Genomic DNA, 19617 nt, shown 5'->3' with positions numbered 1-19617 from the left:
AACTATTCACAAATCTTATATCAGTTTTTAACGTTTACACAAAACTTGAAACGGTCTCCTTATTGTTATTTCTGAAATATAAAATTTGAATCATAAAACTTCTTTCCCTCTCAAATCCATTTTTACCAAACCAACTACTAACAATCCAATAAAAATTGCCGTGTCCACAAATAGCAGTACAACAACACTTTTTACCACTCCGAAAGTAAAAAGTATGGAGAAGATTTCCACTGACAACACAATAAAACACATATAATTTGTCAAATACTCTGTTATAATTTCTCCATAATAATTGTTCATCTGTAATTTCGCATAGATAAAAGGTTTTAATAAATAACGGATTATGATACATATAACAGGACAAATAAAAATCCAGTTTTTATTAACTAGGGATGTTGCCACTCCTTTACTCCATTGTACTGGAATTTCTGTCGGCAACTTAGAATAAGACAAAGCCCCAATAATCAAGCATAGTGCGGTAATCATAGTCCAGGTAAGCATACTTCCCCATATATACAAAAAGCTGACGGAATCCAGTTTGAAAACAGTTCGATTATCTTTCCAATAGTCATGCAAATCTGTTACATACTGTTCTACCTGTAATTTTTCATAACTAATACTTTCTTCATCCAGCATTTTTTCGCACATGAGTTTCGCCTTATTCAAATCAGTAATCTGATTTTTTAATACTTCCTTTTGCTTCTCAAGCATTTCCTGCAATGTTACTTTTTCGGATATAATACTTCGTATATCTTCAATAGAAATTCCCAATGTACGTAGATATGCAATCTTCTTTATATTTTCCACATCATTTTCAGAATAATCTCTATAACCATTACTTTCATTTCTCGAAGGCTCAATAAGTTTTTCCTTTTCATAAAAACGGATATTAGAACGGGATAAACCTGTTCGCTCTTCTACGTCTTTTATAGTCATATTATGCCCTCCTTTCGAGCAACTCTATTTTACTTAATAATAAGCTATAAACAAGGTTTACAGTCAAGCATTTATCAAAAAACTATAGTTGTTGATAAGGACATGAAAAGCTGTCCAAAATAGAAGGTGAGCCGGATTGCTGCTCCGACTCAATCTTCCACATGGAATACATCTTCCACCAGCATATTAAAGTACTTTGATATCCGTAGCATAAATTCGGCAGATGGGGTACTGTCCCCACGTTCTATCCTGCCGACAGTTTTTGTGCTGTATCCGATAGCAGCGGCAAGGTCATCCTGGTAAATGCCACGCTGCTCCCGGATTTCTCTGATATTATTGGTAACCGCCATAAGAATCCCTTCTTTCAGTTCTATAGATATTTTCTTATTATCAATTATGCAAAATAATGTGTCCGATAAAAAGGACTTGCAATTTTATCGGTAATGTCCTGTAATAGCAGAAGCATCAGATTTTCCAAGAACTTTTCCAAATATGTCTAAGCGGTCATTTTCACTAACCTTGATAGGTGAATACTTTTCATTAAGCGAGATAAGGAAGATTCCGTCTGTATCGTTTTGCAATTTTTTAATATAGGCTTCTCCGTTTAGAGCGAAGATGCCGATTTCTCCATTAGCAACAGATTCCTGCTGTAATACCCATGCAATCTGACCATCGTGGAATTCAGGTTCCATACTGTCACCACTAATACGGACACCGAAAGTAGTATCTTCCGGTAAGATAGATTCATCTATACATACAGTCTCTTTCGGTCCGTCTACAAGGAAGTTACCGGTTCCGGCTGATACAGCATTTTCAAATATATCAATGCTGCGGAATGGGATAATCTTAGCCATTTTCTTCTCATACATTCCGGATGCATGGAGCAGATTGATGTAGTCCATAGCTTTTTCTCTGCCTTCATCAGTCAATGATGAGAAAGGATCAGCAGGATTTACTCCAAAATATGCTTCATACATGTTAGTAATACCAAGGATTCTACACACTTTGTAAAATATGGTAACGCTTGGTTCAGCAAGATTTCTCTCCCAGTTGGATATGGCTTTATAGGAAATGGTAATGCCTTCCTTTGCCAGTTCATCAGCGAGATCCTGCTGGAGCAAGCCTTTCTTTTTTCTATATGATGAAATGATTTCTCCGATTGAGTACATACATACGCCTCTTTTCTTTCATTTTGTTGATTTCTAATGTCTCTTTTCACTCCATAGTATATAGCAACAGTACCAATTATTCAAGCTAAAAATCCAATATAATGAGAAAAAAGGACACATGTGTCCGTTGACAGTCGATTATTCTTGGGGTTATACTATGCCCTGTAAGAAACATTACTCATATTCTTGGACAGACAGATATGGATGTCAGAACAGAACACTGGAGGTGGAACAGATGGGAGACAGGGTAATACTTCATTCAGATATTAACTGTTGCTATGCTTCGATTGAACATCTGCATCATCCGGAGCTTGCAGGAAAGCCATTGGCAGTAGGCGGAGACCCGGAGGCAAGACATGGGATTGTCTTAACAGCTGACTATATTGCCAAGAAGTACGGTGTGAAAACAGGAATGGCACTCTGGCAGGCAAAGCAGGTCTGTCCGGACATAACATTTGTATCACCAAGAATGGACTTATATCTTCGGTTCTCAAGGATGGCTCATGAGATATATGCAGAATATACGGACAGACAGGAGCCATATGGGATTGATGAGTGCTGGCTTGATGTGACAGGAAGCAGTTCCCTTAAAGGGGATGGATTGCTTATCGCACAGGAAATCAGCAGGAGAATGAAGTCAGAGCTTGGCATCACAGTGAGTGTTGGTGTTTCTTTCAATAAGATATTTGCAAAGCTGGGTTCTGACTACAAGAAGCCGGATGCTATCACTACTATGTATAAGAGTGAGTTTAAGCAGAAGGCTTGGTCGCTTCCGGTGGCAGATCTTCTATACGTTGGCAAAAGTACGAACAGAAAGCTTGCATTATTTGGTATTAAAACCATAGGTGATCTTGCAAGAACAGATGAAGATGTGCTTAACAGTCACCTTGGAAAGATTGGCAGTATCTTATGGTCGTTTGCTAATGGCTATGATGATTCACCTGTCAAGCTGGAGAACGCCCACGCTCCAATCAAATCGGTGGGAAACAGCACAACGACACCAAAGGATTTAGTATGCGATGAGGATGTAAAGATTGTTCTTTATATTCTGGCTGAGAGTGTTGCAGCAAGACTTCGTGAGAATGGATTCCGGTGCAGAGTGGTTGAGATAAGTGTCAGGGATAATGAATTATTCTCTTTTACCCGTCAGAAAAAGATTGACCATGCGACAAACATTACCGGAGAAATAGCTGCATACGCATATCAGATATTTAAGGAAAACTATAACTGGAGCAAACCAATCCGTAGTGTTGGTGTCAGAGGTGCAGATCTGGTAACAGATAATTATTGGGAGCAGATAGATTTGTTCTCAAGTGTGGAGAAGCGTGAAAAGCAGATGAAGATGGATTCAGCGGTGGATGAGATACGCAGAAGATTTGGATTTTACAGTATCCAGAGGGGACTCATGTACCGGGACAGGATTCTGGCGGCAGTCAATGCAAAAGAAGAACACACAGTACATCCACATGGGTACTTTTCAAGTTAGCAACGAGAAGTGCCAATAGAGTAAAAAAGAGGGAGGCGGAACATGGGCGAAACAGCAAGAATTGATCTGGTAGACAGGGCACCATTGACAGAGAAGCAGCAGAATGTGTATGAAAGCATTATGCAATATCAGCGTGTGAATGGCTATGCTCCTACTATCAGGGAGATATGCAAGATGGTAGGGGTGGCATCGACTTCAAGTGTTTATGCACATCTGAAAATATTAGAAGAAAAAGGCTATATAGCAAGGAAGATGGATGCTTCCAGAGCAATAGCAATCTTGTAAGGAAGGTGATTACATTGAGCAATAAGGTATATGTTGATGTACTTGCAGAGTTTTCAAAGGACGGACTGCTCATTCCCAAAGAGATAACATGGGAAGATGGCAGAAAGTATGAGATTACACGAGTAAAAGACAAGCGCAGAGCAGCCAGTACAAGGGCTGGTGGAGTTGGAGAGCGTTATACCTGTGTGGTAGATGGAAAGGAAATATTCCTTTTCTATGAAGATAACAATATGTGGTTTATGGAAAGAGCCGGAGCCTGATGTGATTGTGTGCTGACAGCACACAATATGTCAGTTGGCTTTAGATCAGCAAAGCCGGGGAATGTGCAGACATTCATCGGAACTCCCGGCAAAAGGCTTGCAAAGGTGATTTCCCTTTCCTTTACGAGTACAGAATTGTAAATTGATGATTTTGTATGAATAAGGAGCGAACTGAATTGAACAAAGAAAATGTTATAGAAATTAGATGTAAAAAATGCAACAAGTTAATGATGGAATATTTTGTATGCGGTGATGATTCCGCTGTAGCACTTCAGAATATTGGAATTAAGTGTGACAGATGCAAGCGAGTGATGATACTCAAGAAGTATTCCGAGGGAATGATGAAGGAACATTCTGAGAATGGAACTTTCAGAATATAACGATTGAAAATTAAATTATAGCCCACCTGATAAGGGCACATCAAAAGATGGAAGCACCAGAGACGCAGGGGAAACGAACAGTATTTATGATACTGGTTTCCTCGTGCGTCTTTTTGTGCTGTAAAGGTAATCCGACTTGTTCGTTTCCAAGGGCGGCAAGGAGGATTTATGAGCAGTAAAGCACAGACAAGAGAAAAGGATTATGAGAGAGGAATACGAATTGCTGATAGAAGAAAGGAGATAGGATTATCACAGGATGAGTTAGCTCATAGAGTAGGTATAGGCAGACAAGCATTATCTGCGATTGAAAATGGTGGAGATTTTAAGACACAGACATTAGATAATCTAGCAATCGTACTTGGTGTATCTGTTGATTTCATAATGTATGGAAAGAATGAAGAAAAGTCGGAACTATTATCTGAGGCAATGGATGTTCTTTCAGATATGGATGAATTGCAGATAAGACAGTGTCTTGCAATGATGAAAGCAATGAAAAGCGTGTCAGTTGAAAAGTGATTGTCGTGTTTACACGACATAATTGTCGCCTGTACACGGTCGGCAATTAAGGTGTGGCAGATTACAATATACTTGTGCTTGAGATACAGCACACCACGAGAGTGGAGGCGCCAAAACTCTCCAATACGAAATCGTAAAGGAGATAACAAAATGAAAAAAAGAGATTTTAACTTAGTAGGAAACGAAGGTACAGATAATCAGGAGCTTGCAAAGGGTATTGCATTTGTAAAGTCACGCAGAGCGGAACTCAATGTAGTCCAGATGGTTGAAAGTATGCGTGATCAGGCAATACCTAATGGAGTAATAATAAATGATGCGTATTGTGATCGCTCAATGACAAGGGACTATGACAGAGAAGCACTGAATGCTTTCTTTGCAACACTTAAAGAGGAAGATTTTGAGGTTGTAGTAGTCAGAAGCCTGAATGAGATCACCGATGACATTTATGATCTGGAGGAATTTGTGAAGACCATCACAGATATGGGCATATGGCTCTATTCTCTTGAAGTCGGTCCAGTGCCAATTACTGTATCTCATGCAGAGGACTTTGGATGCTAACGGAGTCCTTTGGTAGATCGACAACAGAAAATCATTCCGGTCGGGACAAACAAGTCCCGGCTGTGAAGGATTGCAGATTTACACAGACTGCATTCGGAACAGTTGTACATGATTCAAGTGGGAAGTGGCTTGGTCAGTATGAAACAGAAGATGCGGCGGTAGAGATGCTTAGAGAAATGGCACGGGACAATGGAGGGTACGACGATGAAATATGAAGGATATAAAATTGGTCCGGTGATTCGTGATATCCGTAAGGACAAAGGACTTCTCATTGAAGAGGTTGCCGCTAAAACCGGAATAAGTGTTTCGACGCTTGGACAGGTGGAGCAAGGAGGAAGAAACTTGAGCATGAAAAACCTGTATATGCTTATGGAAGTTTATGAAACAGATGCAAATACCTTACTTGCAATAGAATGTACACCGGATTCATTAGATTCGAGACTTAAGCAGTTACCTGCAGATAAGCAGGATTATTTGAAAAAGACATTTGATTTTATGATAGAGCAGGCTTTGAAGTCAGCATAGGAGGCAGAAAATGAGAAGAAAGATTAAAAAGATGGATTGCATAGAATATCTTTCAGTGCAGGCTCCACTAGAAAAAGTAAATATGCTTGAAGACAAGCAGAGCAAATATATACATGAATTTGTAAAGAGAAAAGAATATTCAATCGTTGGAAAGATGAGACGCAATGGCTTTTCGCAGAGTGATGTTGATCGCCAGTGGAATCAGATTGTGAATATGATCCGCAAAAAGCAAATCAGTGGAGTAGTTGTTGCGAATATGGCAGCTATATCCAGCAGTGTCGCAGATGCTTATTTTAAGGTAGGACTGGTTATTGAAGCAGGCGGCATTGTGGTGACTGTAGATGAGGGCAGATTGGATATGCACATCAAGAAGGGAGCATAGATATGAGCAGACGAACAGAAAAAAGAAAGTATGGTAAATATAATAAATTTGATGTCGTGTATGCGGATTTTGGGAAAAACCCACATGGCATTCAGGGCGGAATCAGACCAGGAATAATTATTTCATGTGATGCAAGCAATCATGATGGTGCACCGCAGGTGTCAGTAGTCCCTTTGAGCAGTAAGTTAAAGGATATTCCGGTACATGTGATTTTAAATCCGAAGGATGTGAGTGGATTTGGATTAAGTAAGATCTCTGATTTTATGCCTGAAGATGCACAGACAATTTCAAAAGGCTGCATTAGAGCAAAAAGTGGAACTGTCATTGAGGATTCAGGCGTGAGAGAAGAAATAGACAGAGCATTGATACGACAGTTTGATCTGTTACCTGTAGCTCGCAAAATGGTAATGGAGGAGTTAGCAAATGGACAGCAGAACTAAAAAGACTAATAATAAAAGATTTGTTAGATATTCAGAAGGAGCAGAGATGTATTCAATGAGTGTGTCAAAGTTTATGCAGTTAGCGAAGGATGCAAAGGCATGTTATAAAGTGAATCAGCTGGTGTTGGTTAATCTGGATATTATTGACGAATATCTTGAAACTTTCCACATTGTAGATGACGAGTTTTATAAGTAATTATGAGAAATGACGCATTAGTATAGAAGAAATACAAACAAGTATGGAGAAAAATGAGCCAAAAGAGAAAAAATGTATTGACTTTCGGTCAGACCAAAAGTATAATATGATTAAGATATGAAGGAGGCATACAGATGGCTAGAACTGGAAGACCAAAAGCAGAGAAACCTTTTGATCATAAGGTGACTGTTAAATTCAAAGAAGAGGAATACCAGATAATGGTTGAGTATGCTGAGACTCATAATCTATCCATTTCGCAATTGATTAGAATGGGTGTTGAATTACAAATGAAGCAGCAGGCTAATCAGTAGAACAGGCTCTTTTCTCCGGAAAGGAGAGAATAATGGCTTGTAGAAAAGATGGTAAAGGCAGAGTATTAAGAAAGGGTGAGGGTTACAGAAAAGGCGACGGAAGATACTCATATGTATATATTGATCCATTAGGCAAGAAAAGAACCATTTATGCAAAGTCTTTGGTAAAACTTCGAGAAAGAGAAGAACAGTTACAAAAAGACCAGTTGGATGGACTTGATATCTATGTCGCAGGAAAGGCTGATGTAAACTTTTTGTTTGACAGGTACATATCAACTAAAACAGAATTGCGCAGCACTACTTACAGTAATTATTTGTATACATGGAATCATTTTATTCGTGATACATTTGGCAAGAAGAAAGTAAGAGATGTGAAATACTCAGACGTGTTGTTCTTTTATACAGACTTGATTAATAATCAGGGATTACAGATTAATACGCTTGAGACAATTAACACAGTATTAAGACCTACATTTCAGCTTGCTGTCAGAGATGATATCATAAGGAAGAATCCGGTAGACGGAGCATACTGTGAAGTAAAAAAGCGTAATGGTGGTGTCAGAAAAACAAGGCGAGCGTTGACTGTGGATCAGCAGAGAAAATTCATGGAGTATGTAGCAAAGAATCCGTTCTTTTATCACTGGTATCCATTTTTTGTATTTTTGTTAGGAACTGGATGCAGAATAGGAGAAGCAATCGGAGTACGCTGGGATGATATTGATTTGGAGAATCGAATCATTGATATCAATCATAGCTTAACCTATTACCAGAGAGCGGATGATTCATATAAATGTGAGTTTAGAGTATCTTTGCCAAAGACGGAAGCTGGTAATCGTAGAATACCTATGATGCAGCAGGTATATGATGTGCTTCAGGAAGAATATGAGAGACAGAAGCAGGAAGGCTTTTGTGTTGAGAATGTGGATGGGATGACCAATTTTGTATTTACAAACCGATTTGGGATGCCACATAACCCAGCAGCAGTAAACCGGGCAATCAAGAGAATTGTGGATACACATAATTCAGAAGAAGAGGTAACTGCTAAAAAGGAGAAGAGAGAACCTGTTATGATTCCAAGATTCTCCTGCCATATCTTTAGACATACGTTTGCATCAAGATTTTGCGAGAATGAAACCAACATCAAAGTAATTCAAGAGGTAATGGGACATGCTGATGTATCAACTACCATGAACATATATGCAGAAGCAAACCCAGATGTTACCAAATCAGTAATTGAGAAATTATCAAAAAATATGGATATTTTTTAGAAAAGAGTCCTGCGATTGAACTCTTTGAAGATTGAAAAATATACCTATTCATACTGTGGCAAATATGTTATACTTGCTAAGTATTGTTGTGTTTGACACAGCAGTACATGCATAAAATAAAAAGACGTATTTTAAGGCGAATGACATCTTTTGGACGCACAAAAGTCAAAAAAACGTCCAAGAGTATCCAAGTATATAGAATCCGGGAAAGCCCATTTTCCAAGGGTTTACAAGGATATACAAGAGTTAGCTTAGCAATCAAAAAAATTCCCGACTATGAAGTCCCTGGATGCTGATAAGAAAGCTTCCAAGACTTCCGAAGCAGCTCCTGCAGCTGCAGAAGTGAAAGCTGAGCCTGAAAAGATTGATTTTTCTAAGGTAAAGATTGAGCCTTTGTTTGAGGAAGCAGTTGATTTTGACACATTCAGCAAGTCAGATTTCCGTGCAGTAAAGGTTAAAGAGTGTGTTGCAGTACCGAAGTCAAAGAAACTCTTACAGTTCACTCTTGATGACGGAACAGGCACAGACAGAACTATTTTAAGTGGTATTCATAGCTTTTATGAGCCTGAAGAACTGGTTGGAAAAACTCTTATCGCTATCACAAATCTTCCACCGAGAGCTATGATGGGTATTGACTCTTGCGGTATGCTTCTCAGTGCTATTCACGAAGAAGAAGGAGAAGAAAAACTTCATCTTCTGATGGTTGATGACCACATTCCGGCAGGTGCAAAGCTCTATTAAGATGATGTAAAGATGTACCGTTTCACCAAATAGACGGGACGTACTTCATTTGATAAAAAACTAAAAAAACAGCGATTTACATCAAACTTACATCAATTGATGCAGAAATCGGTACAAGCAAGAAAAAATCGCATAATTAGTGCAATGAGTGGGCAATTCCAATCGGGATTGCCCATTTTTAAAACAAACAGAAATACAAATCGGAAGTTGGAGGATACACGCATGAAAATTGTAATCATTAATGGAAGTGCCAGAAAAGGAAATACGCTGGCAGCAATCAATGCATTTATAAAAGGAGCATCAGAAAAGAATAAAATTGAAATCATTGAACCCGACAAACTCAACATTGCACCATGCAAGGGATGTGGTGTCTGTCAATGCTCTAAGGGATGCGTCGATAAGGATGATACAAATTCTACAATTGATAAAATTGCTGCCGCAGATATGATTCTTTTTGCTACACCAGTTTATTGGTGGGGAATGTCAGCACAATTGAAACTTATCATTGATAAGTGCTACTGCCGTGGATTGCAGTTAAAAAACAAAAAAGTTGGCACAATTGTTGTAGGTGGTTCTCCCGTAGGCAGTATCCAGTATGAGCTGATTGATAAGCAGTTTGACTGTATGGCAAAATATCTTTCATGGGATATGCTTTTCAAAAAATCATATTACGCAACAGCGAGAGATGAACTTGAAAAAAATAAGGATTCCATGAACGAACTTGAGTGGATCGGAAAAAATTTATAAAGCACACACCAAATTCCAGTTTGTCAGGTTGCCCTTTGAGAGAGGAGAAATCCTTTTCTCAAAGGGCTTTTTCTATTTATACGGATATTCGCAAACTACAAGATAAAGCCAAAACTTCATATACTCTAAGCAAAAGGAGGTTGAGGTTTGGCTATGAACAACAGTTTAGCAGAAGTACATCCAGAGCTTATTACGGAATGGTCGGAGAAGAATTTACCGCTTACACCTGATGATATTACCTTTCAACGATTGATAATATACATACGGTTCTTCATCAGGTTTTACAGATTGCTGTCGATGATGACTTCATCAGAAATAACCCGTCAGATAATGTGTTGAGAGAATTGAAAAAAGCACATTGTTTTCAGTCGGAAAAGCGTAGAGCGTTGACGAAACTTGAGCAGGAGCTATTTCTGAATTTCATGAAAACTCACCCTGTATATGAACACTGGTATCCGGTCTTTTCAGTAATGATTTTGATGACTACCTGGAACGATTTCATGAACCAGCGACAGAAAAGGGTAAGGAGGAGCCTGTTGCGTATGGCTCTCTGGCAAAGGAACAGTTCAATGCAGAAATAGAGAGGCATGGAAGATATTAAGGCTGGCAGAGTGTATACAGCAGGAGTAAAGAAAAATCTGTGGGGAAGAGTCCTGCGGAAAGGTGAATTACAGAGATGTTCAGACGGGAGATATGTATATACTGATTAAATCAGAAATCGAATTTGAGAAGTTATGGGAGGAACAGTATTTATCATCCGGTGATATTGCACTTATCGCAGAATGTGGTACTATAGGAGTGACTCTTGCCTGATTTGATGGTTCCAGGTAAAAGCGGATATGAAACTGCCGGGAGATACAGGAGCAGATTGATATTTCAATTTTTATGGTTACGGTAAGGACGGAATCCATAGATAAGATCAGAAAACTTGGGATTGGAGATGACAAAAAGAATCCTAAGATTTTGAAAACAGTATGGCCAGCGGGATACCGTCTGAATAAGTGGGAGGATTGTAACGGTTCGGACAAGTCTGAATTATTACGGGGGAATTGCACTATGTGGATCTTTTATGCGATAGGTTCTTCCTTTTTTGCGGGAATCACGGCAATTCTGGCAAAATGCGGAATTAAGAAAACGGATTCGGATGTGGCGACAGCTATCCGAACCGTGGTGGTATTGTTGTTTTCATGGCTCATGGTGCTGATTACCGGGACATGGGGCGGGATAACTCAGATTGATGGTCGGACGCTTTTGTTTCTTGTTTTGTCAGGATTGGCGACAGGCGCATCGTGGCTGTGCTATTTCCATGCCCTTCAGAAGGGGGACATCAATAAGGTTGTACCCATTGATAAATCCAGTACCGTACTTTCTATTCTTTTGGCACTCATTTTTCTTCACGAAGGAATTACAGGGACTAAAATAGTATCTATAGTGCTTATTGGAATCGGAACCATGATGATGATAATGAAAAAAGACATCGAAACAGATTCCGGGGAAAAGAGCGGTGGGTGGCTGATCTATGCGGTGCTGTCAGCGCTATTTGCCAGCCTGACTTCTATTTTGGGAAAGATTGGAATCGAAGGGATTGATTCCAATCTCGGTACGGCAATCCGTACTACGGTAGTGCTGCTTATGGCGTGGCTCATGGTGTTTGTTACCGGAAAACAGAAAGAGATAAAGGTGATAGAGAAGGAAGAATTAGGTTTTATCTGTCTGTCCGGATTGGCAACGGGAGCATCATGGCTCTGTTATTATCGGGCATTACAAGAGGGACCGGCAAGCGTGGTAGTCCCGATTGATAAGCTCAGTATGCTGGTGACGATTGCCTTTTCCTGGCTTGTATTTCATGAGAGGCTGACTAAGAAAGCGGCAGTTGGCGTTTTACTTATTACAGTGGGAACGGTATTACTGGTGATTATTTAAGTGTTTCATAAACTGCTCAGGATGGACGGATCAGTCCCAGCGGCCATCGTTCATGCGAGCCTTTTTGGTTCCTGCACAATAGAAGTTCCAGACAACCATATAAGTATTGCGGATGTCATCATCTTCGCAGACAATGCAGACTTTTTTTACGGAAGTATCGCCTGCATCTCCGAAATCAAGGATGGTACGGTAGATCTGGCTGATGGCCCGGAATAAAAGCGGCTGGGAGCTGCAGGAGAGAGAAGGAAAGTATATGGTTTCTGCGCCTTTGAAAGCAGCAGCTTCCAATTCTTTTTTATAAAGTCCGGCCAGTGTATCCAGATCTTTTGAGGCCGGGATCACACAGAAGACAGGATCGGATACAACATGTCCGTTCGTTGTGGAAGCGGATTTTTGAATAGCTTGGATTTCTAACATTTTATTTTCTGTCCCTTCAGATTGTATTTGAGATATTTTTGTCTCAGGCTATTTTTATTATAGATAAGAACTGGTAAAATGTAAACGTCATATGTCATTTTCTTCGCAGAGAAGATGTCTTGACAAGCAGCTTTCTTGTGACTATAGTCATAGGAGGAGATGATGATATGGAAATTGAATTTGATATTCTGGATCTGCTCCAGAAGCTGCACACACCAATAGGGGACCAGGTGATGTGTACGATCACAAAGCTGGGAAATGCAGGGGCAATCTGGATCATGCTTACACTGATCTTACTGCTGATTCCGAAAACGAGACGTTGTGGTGCTGTGCTTACCGTGGCGCTGATCATAAACACCATTCTGTGCAACGGAATTATAAAACCGTTTGTAGCCAGACCGCGCCCGTGCGATGTGAACATGGCCATTCAGCTTCTGATTCCCAGACCGTCCGACTGGTCGTTTCCGTCCGGACATACATCCGCTGCGTTTGCATCGGCATCCGCACTGTTTTTTCATGCATACAGCAGTATTGGTGTTGCGGTATCGGAGAGCCGGATGGCAGCAAAGAAGGTTTGGAAGCCTGTGTTGCTACTGGCGTTTCTGATTGCGTTTTCCAGGCTGTATCTGTATGTGCATTATCCGACTGATGTACTGGGCGGAATGCTGCTCGGATGTCTGGCTGGCTATGCCGGATGCCGGGGCATGAGCCTGTGCATGGAAAGAACACCGTGTTAAAATGTCACTCCCTTAGAGTCATAGGAAAGAGCCATGAATAAATCAGCACCGGAAAGAGAGGAAATAACATGTCAGAAACATTAAAAGTACTGGAAACAAGAAGAAGCTGCCGTGCATTCAAGCCGGAGCTTATTGAAGAAGAAAAACTGCAGGCCATTATCAAAGCAGGAACCTATGCGGCCACAGGCATGGGCAGACAGTCCCCGATCATCATTGCGGTTACCAATAAAGAACTGCGGGATAAGCTTTCTGTCATGAACGCAAAGTTTATGGGAAAGGATGAAAGCTTTGATCCGTTTTACGGAGCACAGGAGCTGCTCATCGTTCTGGCAAACAAGGCCATGCCGACCTATCTTTATGATGGAACTCTGGTTCTGGGAAATCTTATGAATGCTGCAGCAGATCTTGGCGTGGACAGCTGCTGGATCCATCGTGCAAAGGAAGAGTTTGAAACTCAGGAGGGGAAAGAACTTTTAAAAAGTCTTGGCATTGAGGGAGATTATGAAGGCATCGGCCATCTGGTGCTTGGCTATGCGGCAGCGCCGCTGAAAGAGGCAGCACCGAGAAAAGCAGATTACGTCTACTATATTCGATAAAAGAGAGAGATAACTGGCCGGAAAAGCATGATTCCGGAACAGCCGGTGTAGAAAAAGTGCCGGGGCGGTCCAACAGAACCACCCCGGCATTTCGTGCTTTTTATTGCTTATTTTTTCTTGCGAAAGGTTACCTGACAGGTCGGGCAGCCATTTGCGATGGTATCGCCCAAGTGGAAATCAAAGCCCATTGCCTTTGCAATGTTACGGTCGCCGTCCATAGCGATATCACAGAGTTTTGCGCACATCTCATCGTCAAAGCCGAGATCCTGCCATGCCTTTAAGAGCGGGCAGTGATGGAATTCAACGTCAAGAACATCATCAGTTTTTTCCTTAACATCGACCTCAAAAGATTTTAACAGGGTTGGTGTGAACATGGTGTCGCAGAAGGATTTACAGCTGGTCGGATCCGGGCACTGTTCTCTTAAAGCATTGCCCTGGACACGTCCGGTTTCGCTGATGGCCTGACGGATGATTTTTTCAGCTTCTTCAGCCTTGCCGGCTTCTGCTGCGTATTTGTAGGTAAGGCCGGTCCAGGTGGAACGATGACCGATCGCGCCGCGCTGGATATTCACTTTCTCGTCGTCTTTGATGGTGATTTTGTTGTCAATCATGGTAACTCCTCCTTTTTGTTTTTACTACATGTGATTGGGACATAAGATTTATTGCAACTGCTTAGAAACATCGCAGTTACGATCTATTTTGCTGCCTCTGCTTTTTCTGCCGCAAGCTTGTCATAAGCATAGGTAGGATTGAGCGTCATACTGCGTCCGCCGGATACCTCAATGGTGGTGGCGGTCATGTAGCTTGCCGCATCACTTGCCAGGAATACGATTGGTTTGGCAATCTCCTCCGGCTCTGCCATTCGGCGGAGCAGGGTAGCATTTGCATTGCGGTCAAGCTCCTCCTGGCTGATATGTGCCCGCACAAGCGGGGTTACGGTAAAGCCTGGCATAATGCAGGTAACGCGTACATTATATGGACAATATTCACCGGCAAAGGTGTTAGTCAGATTATTGATTGCTGATTTTAACGGACCGTACAGCGTGCTTCTTCCGGCAGAAGAGCAGCGCGCAGCCAGGGAGCTTACATTGACGATGGCGCCGGAATGCTGCTTTTTCATGTACCGGAATGCTGCCTGGCATCCGTAGATAACAGATTTAAAGCAGACACCGGTCATGAAATCGATTTCCTCGTCATCGTACTCGTCGCCCTTTTTAAAGCCGGTGGCTCCTACATTGTTAACCCAGACATCAACGCTGCCAAAACGATCATTGACATGTTCAGCAAAAGCGTAGTTACTTTCTGCCTTGGAAACATCGAAAGCTTCATAATAAACTTCGCCATACTGAGAAAGCTTTTCGGCTGCTTCCTTCAATTCCTCTTCGTGGCGGGAACAGATGGCAACCTTGGCTCCCTCTTTGAGAAATGCTTCTGCTGCTGCGAAACCGATGCCTTTGCTGCCTCCGGTTACAACGACTGATTTACCTTTTAAACCTAAATCCATGATGGAACCTCCTCTTATTTGAAGAACATTGCCATAACAGCGCCTGCAATGAAGACAGAACCGGATGTTGCGCTGACGAAACCTGCAACCAGGGTCTTAGGAAGCATGTGCTGCTCCAGAACCTGATACTCTTCCTCGTTTTCTGCGCAAACCTTTGCTGCCTCTACGCTCAGAGTGTAGCTTGCCGGGAAACCACCTGCGATGGAGCCAAGTCCCAGGGCAAATGCCATCGGTGTGCTCATGCCGAACTTGCGTCCGAGCGGGATGGAGAAGATGGCGATACCAACAGTGGAAAGAACGATCAGGATCGCAAAATCTTTGATCAGCTGAATCACAGTGTCCGGAGTACAGCTGCTTAACTGAGAGAATACAAACATCATAATGATGGTGTAAACGAAGCCCATGCTGCGGGAGCGGACCAGTACATTTTTCTCAATGAATCCCATTGCTTGTGAGTTTTATAATTAGTAGTATAAAGAACAGCAGTTCTGATACTACTATTTTTTTATTTAAGGGTTGTGCAAAATGTCCAAACGTTTGGACAAAACGCAGAAAGGAAAATGTATATGGAAGTAATCAAAGAACCTCTGGAAGATACCTTAACGGATATCATCTGGACTTACATGAACACAGACCATGATTTACATGCAGTTACGAGCGAGATTCTTGACCGCGGCAATGCCGCTGTTGCAACAAAAGCGGGATACAGCAAGGAAGAGTTTCTGAAAGGCAATGCAGTTCTTTTAAAAGGCTACCTTGCTATGAACCTTATGACAGGTTCCGCTAATCCGCTTTATGTGGAACTCCGCACCGCTTTACTCAATGCAGTTGATTTTGAAGCGTTAGCAACGAAGTTCTTCGAAGAATCATTATAGAAAGGGCGCGTATCTATGGATAAGAAAGAATTACAGAAGAAAGAAAACGAGTTTGTAGGCGGTGCGGATACCGCTACTGCTACCAATAACAACGAGGTTCCAGAGGGCTTTACAGCCATGAATCCCCCGGCTGTAAAAGACCCGGCGGCTGACATTGTTAGCGCGGAAGCTACTGACCGCGTAAAGATTCTGGATGGTCTGGTTAAAGACCTTACAAAGAATTTCGTGAAAATCGGCTTTGAACTCTATGAGATTCAGCGCAAGAAGCTTTACAAGGAGTTAGGCTTTAAGACCTTTGAGGACTTCGCTAAAGGCCAGTTTGGTTTTTCCCGTTCCTCTGCTTATAACTTCATCAACGTTTGTACGAAATATTCCGTTCATGACGATGATGGATTCCCGACAAAACTTCTCAAAAAGGAATACGCGAAGTTTTCCAGTTCACAGCTTATTCAAATGCTTCGCTTAAACGATGAAGCTATAGCTCAGATTGACCCATCTGCAACAATTAAGGAAATCAAACAGATTGGGAAAGCGCAGGCCGAAGCAACCGCCCCGGACGATTCCGAAGAAGAGGAAGCAGCAGAGGACGAGAAGAAAGAAAAGAAAGAGAAAAAGAACGTTCGCGATACCAACATCCCGGTTATGCGTTTGCTTATGGCAAGCGGCCTTACTTGGGATTCTACGGTATCGGATAAGGTCAAGAAAATGTGTGAGCACTATCTGACCGATGAGCGCCGGGAGTTGGATGGCAAGCAGTATATGCTTGAAATCAACATCGTTTACCCGGACGAATCCGCAATGTAACTTATCGTTTAAAATGTACACTTAACCATAAACAATTACACCGCCCCGGTAGCCCCGGGGCATGAAGAAGAAAAGGAGAAAACACTATGTTATACATTGAAGCAAAATTAGAAGTAATCGGAAAGCCGGAGCCGCGTGATTGGAAAAACAACGAGGGTCAGACCATGCAGTCTTACCGTCTGAACGTAGCCCAGAACGATGGCGTTGACGTTGCTACCGTCCGCTGTCCGCAGAAAGTCTATGACGCAGTTCGCCGTGGTGATGTGGCAACATTCCTCTGCTCTTTTGCTGAGTATGGTGATCGTTCTGATTTCCGCGTCCAGGAGTTAAAGCAGATTCACAATTTCGACAAACCGGGTACTGCTACCCCGGCACACAAATAAGGTCATAACGCCCCACCCGCGTTTGACATACATTTGCCCCGGTGGTTTTCCGTACATTTCCCACCGGGGCCAACCCTAAGAAAAGGAGAGAACTACGGAAGTTGCATTAATTGGCATAATCCTTGGCGGTGTTCTCATCGAATACGCCATTCTGGATTACTGCTATTGTATGCTGTTTCACAAGTTTGATGACAATAACCCGAATTTGTCCAAACGTTTGGACAAAATGGAAAGGAGCAGAAAATGAGCCTTGTCTTGTTACTCATGATTCTGTTTAGCTTCTGTTACTGTTGTTTCGACCTTGGCAAGAAGTTAAGCAAGAAGAAAGACCACTAATCTGGTTTTAACCGCCCTCTTCCTCCCCTATGTCATGTCCGTCACGAGCATGATTCCTGTTAAAAAAGGGGGCGGTTGAAATAAATTCAAAAGCCCTGTTCCCCAGATGGGGCAGAAAGGAGAAAGCTATGAAAGAGATTTTAGCTAAAGTTTCCAACAAGGTGGGTGCTATTTCCACCAAAGCCAAAACTGGTGTGATGGTTGCGGGAATGTCTGCACTGTCTACCGTCCCGGCGTGGGCGTCTGAAGCGGGCGCAGGTACTTCCGGTGCGGGTATCGCGATTGATTTTGATATCGCGCAGATGTTTACCTTTGCAAACATCATCATTGAAGCTCTGATGCCTGTAGTTTACATCACCGCGGGTCTTGGAATCGGCTTCCTTATCATTAACAGCTTAAAGGCAGCTTTCCGCTAAGGCGGCTTCCCCAGATGGGGCACTCATGAAAGGGGTGAGGGGTTTTCCCCTCGCCCCTTTTTTGTATCTTAATTGCATTATGTACACCAATACATTAAGCCCCATGAAGCTTGCTTTTGAAAACCTTGATTATGCGGTATTCTTGCCGCCTGTGGTATCTTTGCCGCCTGTGGCGGCTTTACCGTTACAAGGTTTTGGTTTTTCATCCTTGGCCCGGATTTACACTGCCGGGGTGGTGGCGTGTCCACATGTGTCAAGGGCGGCGCTTTTCCGTGCTCCGCATTTATCCTTGACACATGTGGATGCGCTCCACAATGTCAAACAGGCGGTAGCAGATTCACCGCTACCCGCCTTGTTTACCCGGTCTTTGAAACTTTAGCAAGATAATTCTCATGCGTAGCCAATTTTGTCCAAATGTCTGGACAAATTTATTATAAAAGAAACCTACGAAATAGAAAGGGAATGTATGAAAAAGTCGGAACGTAATGACATCATTAAATGGGCGAATGGCCTGTCTGATAAAGAATTGGAAAATGAATATTATGATCTTGTTTACCGTTGGCCTTGTAGCCAGACTGATAAAATGTATGAACTCGGTTACGATATGGCAGACATTTTAGAAAGACAAGAATACGAGAAATTCCTGTGCCAGAAACTCAACTTACTTGAGGAGTTGTGCGGTAAGCGCGGGATTGAATTATGGAAAGGAGTAACAACATCATGAAAAAAGAATCAGCTTTACAGATTATTGAAACCAGAATCAAAGACCTTGATATCTTATTAGATTCTACTTCCAGAAATCCGGCAATGAAAGAAAAAGCAGAGATGTGGCAGTTTGCAATCAATGAACTGATTTTAGTCCGTGATACCATCGCGGATATTTCTGATTCTACGGAAAGCGAGGTGTAACCATTGAATGAAGATAACGTGTTACATGAGGAAAACCAGACGGATGTTCCAGAAACTTCGCCACCCATTGAAAGCAGTGAAACGGATTCTATGGAAACTGTTCTGGAAGATTCTGAGGTAAGTTCTTCAGAAACCTCCCCCTCTGCCCTTGATGAACTTATTGAAGCCATCAAGAAAGAACTTGCAAGCGGTGAAGCGAATAGCGAAACCGTAACGGAAACCGTCCCGGAGTCCGAAGCTTCGGACGATGTGGACGAAGATGCAGAAGAAAGCTTCCCGGATGAAGAATATCTCGTTGATGATATCCACCCAGACGCATACCAGACCAATGCGGACAACGTGGCTTATCTTGCTACTGATTCCAATGCAAGCAGCTTTCAAGGAACCGTGGTAAATCGTTTGGACAATATCCTCACCTGTTCCATTATAACTGCCTGTTGTGCCGTTCTCATTCTGCTTCACACACTGAAAAAGGAGTAATCATGGAAGTATTATCATTCATCAGTTCTTTACTCTA

At 42.0% G+C, this 19617-nt stretch carries 31 protein-coding genes; 24 read left to right on the top strand and 7 right to left on the bottom strand.

Going from position 1 to position 19617, the window contains the following annotated elements; translation table 11 throughout:
- Nucleotides 1–90: 90 nt before the first annotated feature.
- From DW819_RS09895 to DW819_RS09885, 3 genes are all read right to left on the bottom strand, one after another.
- Entirely contained in the window at nucleotides 91–936 is an 846-nt protein-coding gene (locus tag DW819_RS09895) for a MerR family transcriptional regulator (RefSeq protein ID WP_015530080.1), read from the bottom strand.
- A gap of 149 nt (nucleotides 937–1085) precedes the next feature.
- A complete protein-coding gene (locus tag DW819_RS09890; protein ID WP_004611564.1) occupies nucleotides 1086–1286 on the bottom strand; it encodes a helix-turn-helix transcriptional regulator in 201 nt (66 codons plus the stop codon).
- A gap of 84 nt (nucleotides 1287–1370) precedes the next feature.
- Nucleotides 1371–2105 carry an XRE family transcriptional regulator gene (locus tag DW819_RS09885; RefSeq protein WP_118542164.1) on the bottom strand — a complete coding sequence of 245 codons (735 nt, stop codon included), beginning with the start codon at nucleotides 2103–2105 and terminating at the stop codon, nucleotides 1371–1373.
- A 235-nt stretch (nucleotides 2106–2340) separates the two neighbouring features.
- Here DW819_RS09885 and dinB point away from each other — a divergent pair, with 235 nt between their 5' ends.
- The 15 genes from dinB (at nucleotide 2341) to DW819_RS09790 (ending at nucleotide 12123) form a co-directional block, all read left to right on the top strand.
- Nucleotides 2341–3591 carry a DNA polymerase IV gene (gene dinB / locus DW819_RS09880; RefSeq protein WP_117477958.1) on the top strand — a complete coding sequence of 417 codons (1251 nt, stop codon included), beginning with the start codon at nucleotides 2341–2343 and terminating at the stop codon, nucleotides 3589–3591.
- 42 nt (nucleotides 3592–3633) lie between these two features.
- A complete protein-coding gene (locus tag DW819_RS09875; RefSeq protein ID WP_008395286.1) occupies nucleotides 3634–3876 on the top strand; it encodes a DNA-binding protein in 243 nt (80 codons plus the stop codon).
- A 5-nt stretch (nucleotides 3877–3881) separates the two neighbouring features.
- Nucleotides 3882–4136: a hypothetical protein gene (locus tag DW819_RS09870; protein WP_004611568.1), complete on the top strand. Its 255-nt coding sequence runs from the start codon at nucleotides 3882–3884 to the stop codon at nucleotides 4134–4136.
- Between the two features lie 176 nt (nucleotides 4137–4312).
- Nucleotides 4313–4516, top strand: a complete 204-nt coding sequence (locus DW819_RS09865) for a hypothetical protein (protein ID WP_226801081.1) — start codon at nucleotides 4313–4315, stop codon at nucleotides 4514–4516.
- Between the two features lie 168 nt (nucleotides 4517–4684).
- The gene (locus DW819_RS09860) at nucleotides 4685–5032 is read left to right on the top strand and encodes a helix-turn-helix transcriptional regulator (protein ID WP_008395283.1); all 348 of its coding nucleotides are present in this window, start codon (nucleotides 4685–4687) and stop codon (nucleotides 5030–5032) included.
- A gap of 150 nt (nucleotides 5033–5182) precedes the next feature.
- Nucleotides 5183–5590 carry a recombinase family protein gene (locus DW819_RS09855; protein ID WP_008395282.1) on the top strand — a complete coding sequence of 136 codons (408 nt, stop codon included), beginning with the start codon at nucleotides 5183–5185 and terminating at the stop codon, nucleotides 5588–5590.
- 204 nt (nucleotides 5591–5794) lie between these two features.
- A complete protein-coding gene (locus DW819_RS09845; RefSeq protein WP_008395280.1) occupies nucleotides 5795–6115 on the top strand; it encodes a helix-turn-helix transcriptional regulator in 321 nt (106 codons plus the stop codon).
- A 10-nt stretch (nucleotides 6116–6125) separates the two neighbouring features.
- Complete coding sequence (locus tag DW819_RS09840) at nucleotides 6126–6497, top strand: recombinase family protein (protein WP_008395278.1); 372 nt, start codon at nucleotides 6126–6128, stop codon at nucleotides 6495–6497.
- A gap of 2 nt (nucleotides 6498–6499) precedes the next feature.
- A complete protein-coding gene (locus tag DW819_RS09835; protein WP_008395276.1) occupies nucleotides 6500–6937 on the top strand; it encodes a type II toxin-antitoxin system PemK/MazF family toxin in 438 nt (145 codons plus the stop codon).
- On the top strand, nucleotides 6921–7133 hold the full coding sequence (locus DW819_RS09830; protein ID WP_004611639.1) for a DUF6462 family protein: 213 nt from the start codon (nucleotides 6921–6923) through the stop codon (nucleotides 7131–7133). Before DW819_RS09835 ends, DW819_RS09830 begins: the two co-directional genes overlap by 17 nt.
- Nucleotides 7134–7267: 134 nt before the next feature.
- Nucleotides 7268–7444 carry a hypothetical protein gene (locus DW819_RS09825; protein ID WP_004853384.1) on the top strand — a complete coding sequence of 59 codons (177 nt, stop codon included), beginning with the start codon at nucleotides 7268–7270 and terminating at the stop codon, nucleotides 7442–7444.
- A gap of 32 nt (nucleotides 7445–7476) precedes the next feature.
- A complete protein-coding gene (locus DW819_RS09820; protein WP_008395273.1) occupies nucleotides 7477–8712 on the top strand; it encodes a tyrosine-type recombinase/integrase in 1236 nt (411 codons plus the stop codon).
- Nucleotides 8713–8988: 276 nt separating this feature from the next.
- A complete protein-coding gene (locus tag DW819_RS09815; RefSeq protein ID WP_118733135.1) occupies nucleotides 8989–9453 on the top strand; it encodes a methionine--tRNA ligase subunit beta in 465 nt (154 codons plus the stop codon).
- A gap of 222 nt (nucleotides 9454–9675) precedes the next feature.
- Nucleotides 9676–10200 (top strand): flavodoxin family protein, encoded by a 525-nt coding sequence (locus DW819_RS09810; protein WP_055176454.1) that lies wholly within the window; start codon nucleotides 9676–9678, stop codon nucleotides 10198–10200.
- Between the two features lie 1056 nt (nucleotides 10201–11256).
- Nucleotides 11257–12123 carry an EamA family transporter gene (locus tag DW819_RS09790; RefSeq protein ID WP_118733139.1) on the top strand — a complete coding sequence of 289 codons (867 nt, stop codon included), beginning with the start codon at nucleotides 11257–11259 and terminating at the stop codon, nucleotides 12121–12123.
- A gap of 30 nt (nucleotides 12124–12153) precedes the next feature.
- On the opposite strand, the gene DW819_RS09785 is transcribed toward DW819_RS09790, so the two are convergent.
- Entirely contained in the window at nucleotides 12154–12540 is a 387-nt protein-coding gene (locus tag DW819_RS09785) for a hypothetical protein (RefSeq protein ID WP_118733133.1), read from the bottom strand.
- 167 nt (nucleotides 12541–12707) lie between these two features.
- Between DW819_RS09785 and DW819_RS09780 the strand changes: the two genes are divergently transcribed.
- Complete coding sequence (locus DW819_RS09780) at nucleotides 12708–13277, top strand: phosphatase PAP2 family protein (RefSeq protein WP_118733132.1); 570 nt, start codon at nucleotides 12708–12710, stop codon at nucleotides 13275–13277.
- A 68-nt stretch (nucleotides 13278–13345) separates the two neighbouring features.
- Nucleotides 13346–13873 (top strand): nitroreductase, encoded by a 528-nt coding sequence (locus tag DW819_RS09775; protein WP_118533060.1) that lies wholly within the window; start codon nucleotides 13346–13348, stop codon nucleotides 13871–13873.
- Nucleotides 13874–13980: 107 nt separating this feature from the next.
- Here DW819_RS09775 and DW819_RS09770 read toward each other — a convergent pair whose 3' ends face one another.
- From DW819_RS09770 to DW819_RS09760, 3 genes are all read right to left on the bottom strand, one after another.
- Entirely contained in the window at nucleotides 13981–14484 is a 504-nt protein-coding gene (locus DW819_RS09770) for an L-2-amino-thiazoline-4-carboxylic acid hydrolase (RefSeq protein ID WP_118733131.1), read from the bottom strand.
- Nucleotides 14485–14567: 83 nt separating this feature from the next.
- Nucleotides 14568–15377 (bottom strand): SDR family oxidoreductase, encoded by an 810-nt coding sequence (locus DW819_RS09765; protein WP_118533064.1) that lies wholly within the window; start codon nucleotides 15375–15377, stop codon nucleotides 14568–14570.
- A 14-nt stretch (nucleotides 15378–15391) separates the two neighbouring features.
- Nucleotides 15392–15823 carry a hypothetical protein gene (locus tag DW819_RS09760; protein WP_243025778.1) on the bottom strand — a complete coding sequence of 144 codons (432 nt, stop codon included), beginning with the start codon at nucleotides 15821–15823 and terminating at the stop codon, nucleotides 15392–15394.
- A gap of 120 nt (nucleotides 15824–15943) precedes the next feature.
- Between DW819_RS09760 and DW819_RS09755 the strand changes: the two genes are divergently transcribed.
- The 7 genes from DW819_RS09755 to DW819_RS09725 all read left to right on the top strand — a co-directional run bounded on the left by DW819_RS09755 (nucleotide 15944) and on the right by DW819_RS09725 (nucleotide 19580).
- Nucleotides 15944–16252: a hypothetical protein gene (locus DW819_RS09755; protein WP_118733130.1), complete on the top strand. Its 309-nt coding sequence runs from the start codon at nucleotides 15944–15946 to the stop codon at nucleotides 16250–16252.
- A gap of 15 nt (nucleotides 16253–16267) precedes the next feature.
- Complete coding sequence (locus tag DW819_RS09750) at nucleotides 16268–17056, top strand: hypothetical protein (RefSeq protein ID WP_118733129.1); 789 nt, start codon at nucleotides 16268–16270, stop codon at nucleotides 17054–17056.
- Nucleotides 17057–17142: 86 nt separating this feature from the next.
- Complete coding sequence (locus tag DW819_RS09745) at nucleotides 17143–17439, top strand: hypothetical protein (RefSeq protein WP_118733128.1); 297 nt, start codon at nucleotides 17143–17145, stop codon at nucleotides 17437–17439.
- A 464-nt stretch (nucleotides 17440–17903) separates the two neighbouring features.
- The gene (locus DW819_RS09740; protein WP_118733127.1) at nucleotides 17904–18191 is read left to right on the top strand and encodes a hypothetical protein; all 288 of its coding nucleotides are present in this window, start codon (nucleotides 17904–17906) and stop codon (nucleotides 18189–18191) included.
- A 466-nt stretch (nucleotides 18192–18657) separates the two neighbouring features.
- Nucleotides 18658–18915 (top strand): hypothetical protein, encoded by a 258-nt coding sequence (locus tag DW819_RS09735; protein ID WP_118733126.1) that lies wholly within the window; start codon nucleotides 18658–18660, stop codon nucleotides 18913–18915.
- On the top strand, nucleotides 18912–19100 hold the full coding sequence (locus DW819_RS09730; protein ID WP_118733125.1) for a hypothetical protein: 189 nt from the start codon (nucleotides 18912–18914) through the stop codon (nucleotides 19098–19100). Before DW819_RS09735 ends, DW819_RS09730 begins: the two co-directional genes overlap by 4 nt.
- A 3-nt stretch (nucleotides 19101–19103) precedes the next feature.
- The gene (locus DW819_RS09725) at nucleotides 19104–19580 is read left to right on the top strand and encodes a hypothetical protein (RefSeq protein WP_118733124.1); all 477 of its coding nucleotides are present in this window, start codon (nucleotides 19104–19106) and stop codon (nucleotides 19578–19580) included.
- The last annotated feature ends 37 nt before the right edge of the window (nucleotides 19581–19617 follow it).

The sequence above is a fragment of the Clostridium sp. AM33-3 genome, from assembly GCF_003480315.1.
Taxonomy (GTDB): Bacteria; Bacillota; Clostridia; order Lachnospirales; family Lachnospiraceae; genus Brotaphodocola.
The sequence above is the reverse complement of the archived record's forward strand: the minus strand, read 5'-3'. Positions and strand labels throughout refer to the sequence as shown.

Coding starts and splice junctions, on each gene's coding strand:
- DW819_RS09790 (WP_118733139.1), top strand. CDS start 11,257: ATGTGGATCTTTTATGCGATAGGTTCTTCCTTTTTTGCGGGAATCACG.
- DW819_RS09845 (WP_008395280.1), top strand. CDS start 5,795: ATGAAATATGAAGGATATAAAATTGGTCCGGTGATTCGTGATATCCGT.
- DW819_RS09765 (WP_118533064.1), bottom strand. CDS start 15,377: ATGGATTTAGGTTTAAAAGGTAAATCAGTCGTTGTAACCGGAGGCAGC.
- DW819_RS09810 (WP_055176454.1), top strand. CDS start 9,676: ATGAAAATTGTAATCATTAATGGAAGTGCCAGAAAAGGAAATACGCTG.
- DW819_RS09780 (WP_118733132.1), top strand. CDS start 12,708: ATGGAAATTGAATTTGATATTCTGGATCTGCTCCAGAAGCTGCACACA.
- DW819_RS09730 (WP_118733125.1), top strand. CDS start 18,912: ATGAAAAAAGAATCAGCTTTACAGATTATTGAAACCAGAATCAAAGAC.
- DW819_RS09775 (WP_118533060.1), top strand. CDS start 13,346: ATGTCAGAAACATTAAAAGTACTGGAAACAAGAAGAAGCTGCCGTGCA.
- DW819_RS09820 (WP_008395273.1), top strand. CDS start 7,477: ATGGCTTGTAGAAAAGATGGTAAAGGCAGAGTATTAAGAAAGGGTGAG.
- DW819_RS09815 (WP_118733135.1), top strand. CDS start 8,989: ATGAAGTCCCTGGATGCTGATAAGAAAGCTTCCAAGACTTCCGAAGCA.
- DW819_RS09740 (WP_118733127.1), top strand. CDS start 17,904: ATGAAAGAGATTTTAGCTAAAGTTTCCAACAAGGTGGGTGCTATTTCC.
- DW819_RS09755 (WP_118733130.1), top strand. CDS start 15,944: ATGGAAGTAATCAAAGAACCTCTGGAAGATACCTTAACGGATATCATC.
- DW819_RS09785 (WP_118733133.1), bottom strand. CDS start 12,540: ATGTTAGAAATCCAAGCTATTCAAAAATCCGCTTCCACAACGAACGGA.
- DW819_RS09860 (WP_008395283.1), top strand. CDS start 4,685: ATGAGCAGTAAAGCACAGACAAGAGAAAAGGATTATGAGAGAGGAATA.
- DW819_RS09885 (WP_118542164.1), bottom strand. CDS start 2,105: ATGTACTCAATCGGAGAAATCATTTCATCATATAGAAAAAAGAAAGGC.
- DW819_RS09745 (WP_118733128.1), top strand. CDS start 17,143: ATGTTATACATTGAAGCAAAATTAGAAGTAATCGGAAAGCCGGAGCCG.
- DW819_RS09875 (WP_008395286.1), top strand. CDS start 3,634: ATGGGCGAAACAGCAAGAATTGATCTGGTAGACAGGGCACCATTGACA.
- DW819_RS09735 (WP_118733126.1), top strand. CDS start 18,658: ATGAAAAAGTCGGAACGTAATGACATCATTAAATGGGCGAATGGCCTG.
- DW819_RS09840 (WP_008395278.1), top strand. CDS start 6,126: ATGAGAAGAAAGATTAAAAAGATGGATTGCATAGAATATCTTTCAGTG.
- dinB (WP_117477958.1), top strand. CDS start 2,341: ATGGGAGACAGGGTAATACTTCATTCAGATATTAACTGTTGCTATGCT.
- DW819_RS09760 (WP_243025778.1), bottom strand. CDS start 15,823: ATGGGATTCATTGAGAAAAATGTACTGGTCCGCTCCCGCAGCATGGGC.
- DW819_RS09770 (WP_118733131.1), bottom strand. CDS start 14,484: ATGATTGACAACAAAATCACCATCAAAGACGACGAGAAAGTGAATATC.
- DW819_RS09750 (WP_118733129.1), top strand. CDS start 16,268: ATGGATAAGAAAGAATTACAGAAGAAAGAAAACGAGTTTGTAGGCGGT.
- DW819_RS09830 (WP_004611639.1), top strand. CDS start 6,921: ATGGACAGCAGAACTAAAAAGACTAATAATAAAAGATTTGTTAGATAT.
- DW819_RS09895 (WP_015530080.1), bottom strand. CDS start 936: ATGACTATAAAAGACGTAGAAGAGCGAACAGGTTTATCCCGTTCTAAT.
- DW819_RS09835 (WP_008395276.1), top strand. CDS start 6,500: ATGAGCAGACGAACAGAAAAAAGAAAGTATGGTAAATATAATAAATTT.
- DW819_RS09855 (WP_008395282.1), top strand. CDS start 5,183: ATGAAAAAAAGAGATTTTAACTTAGTAGGAAACGAAGGTACAGATAAT.
- DW819_RS09825 (WP_004853384.1), top strand. CDS start 7,268: ATGGCTAGAACTGGAAGACCAAAAGCAGAGAAACCTTTTGATCATAAG.
- DW819_RS09890 (WP_004611564.1), bottom strand. CDS start 1,286: ATGGCGGTTACCAATAATATCAGAGAAATCCGGGAGCAGCGTGGCATT.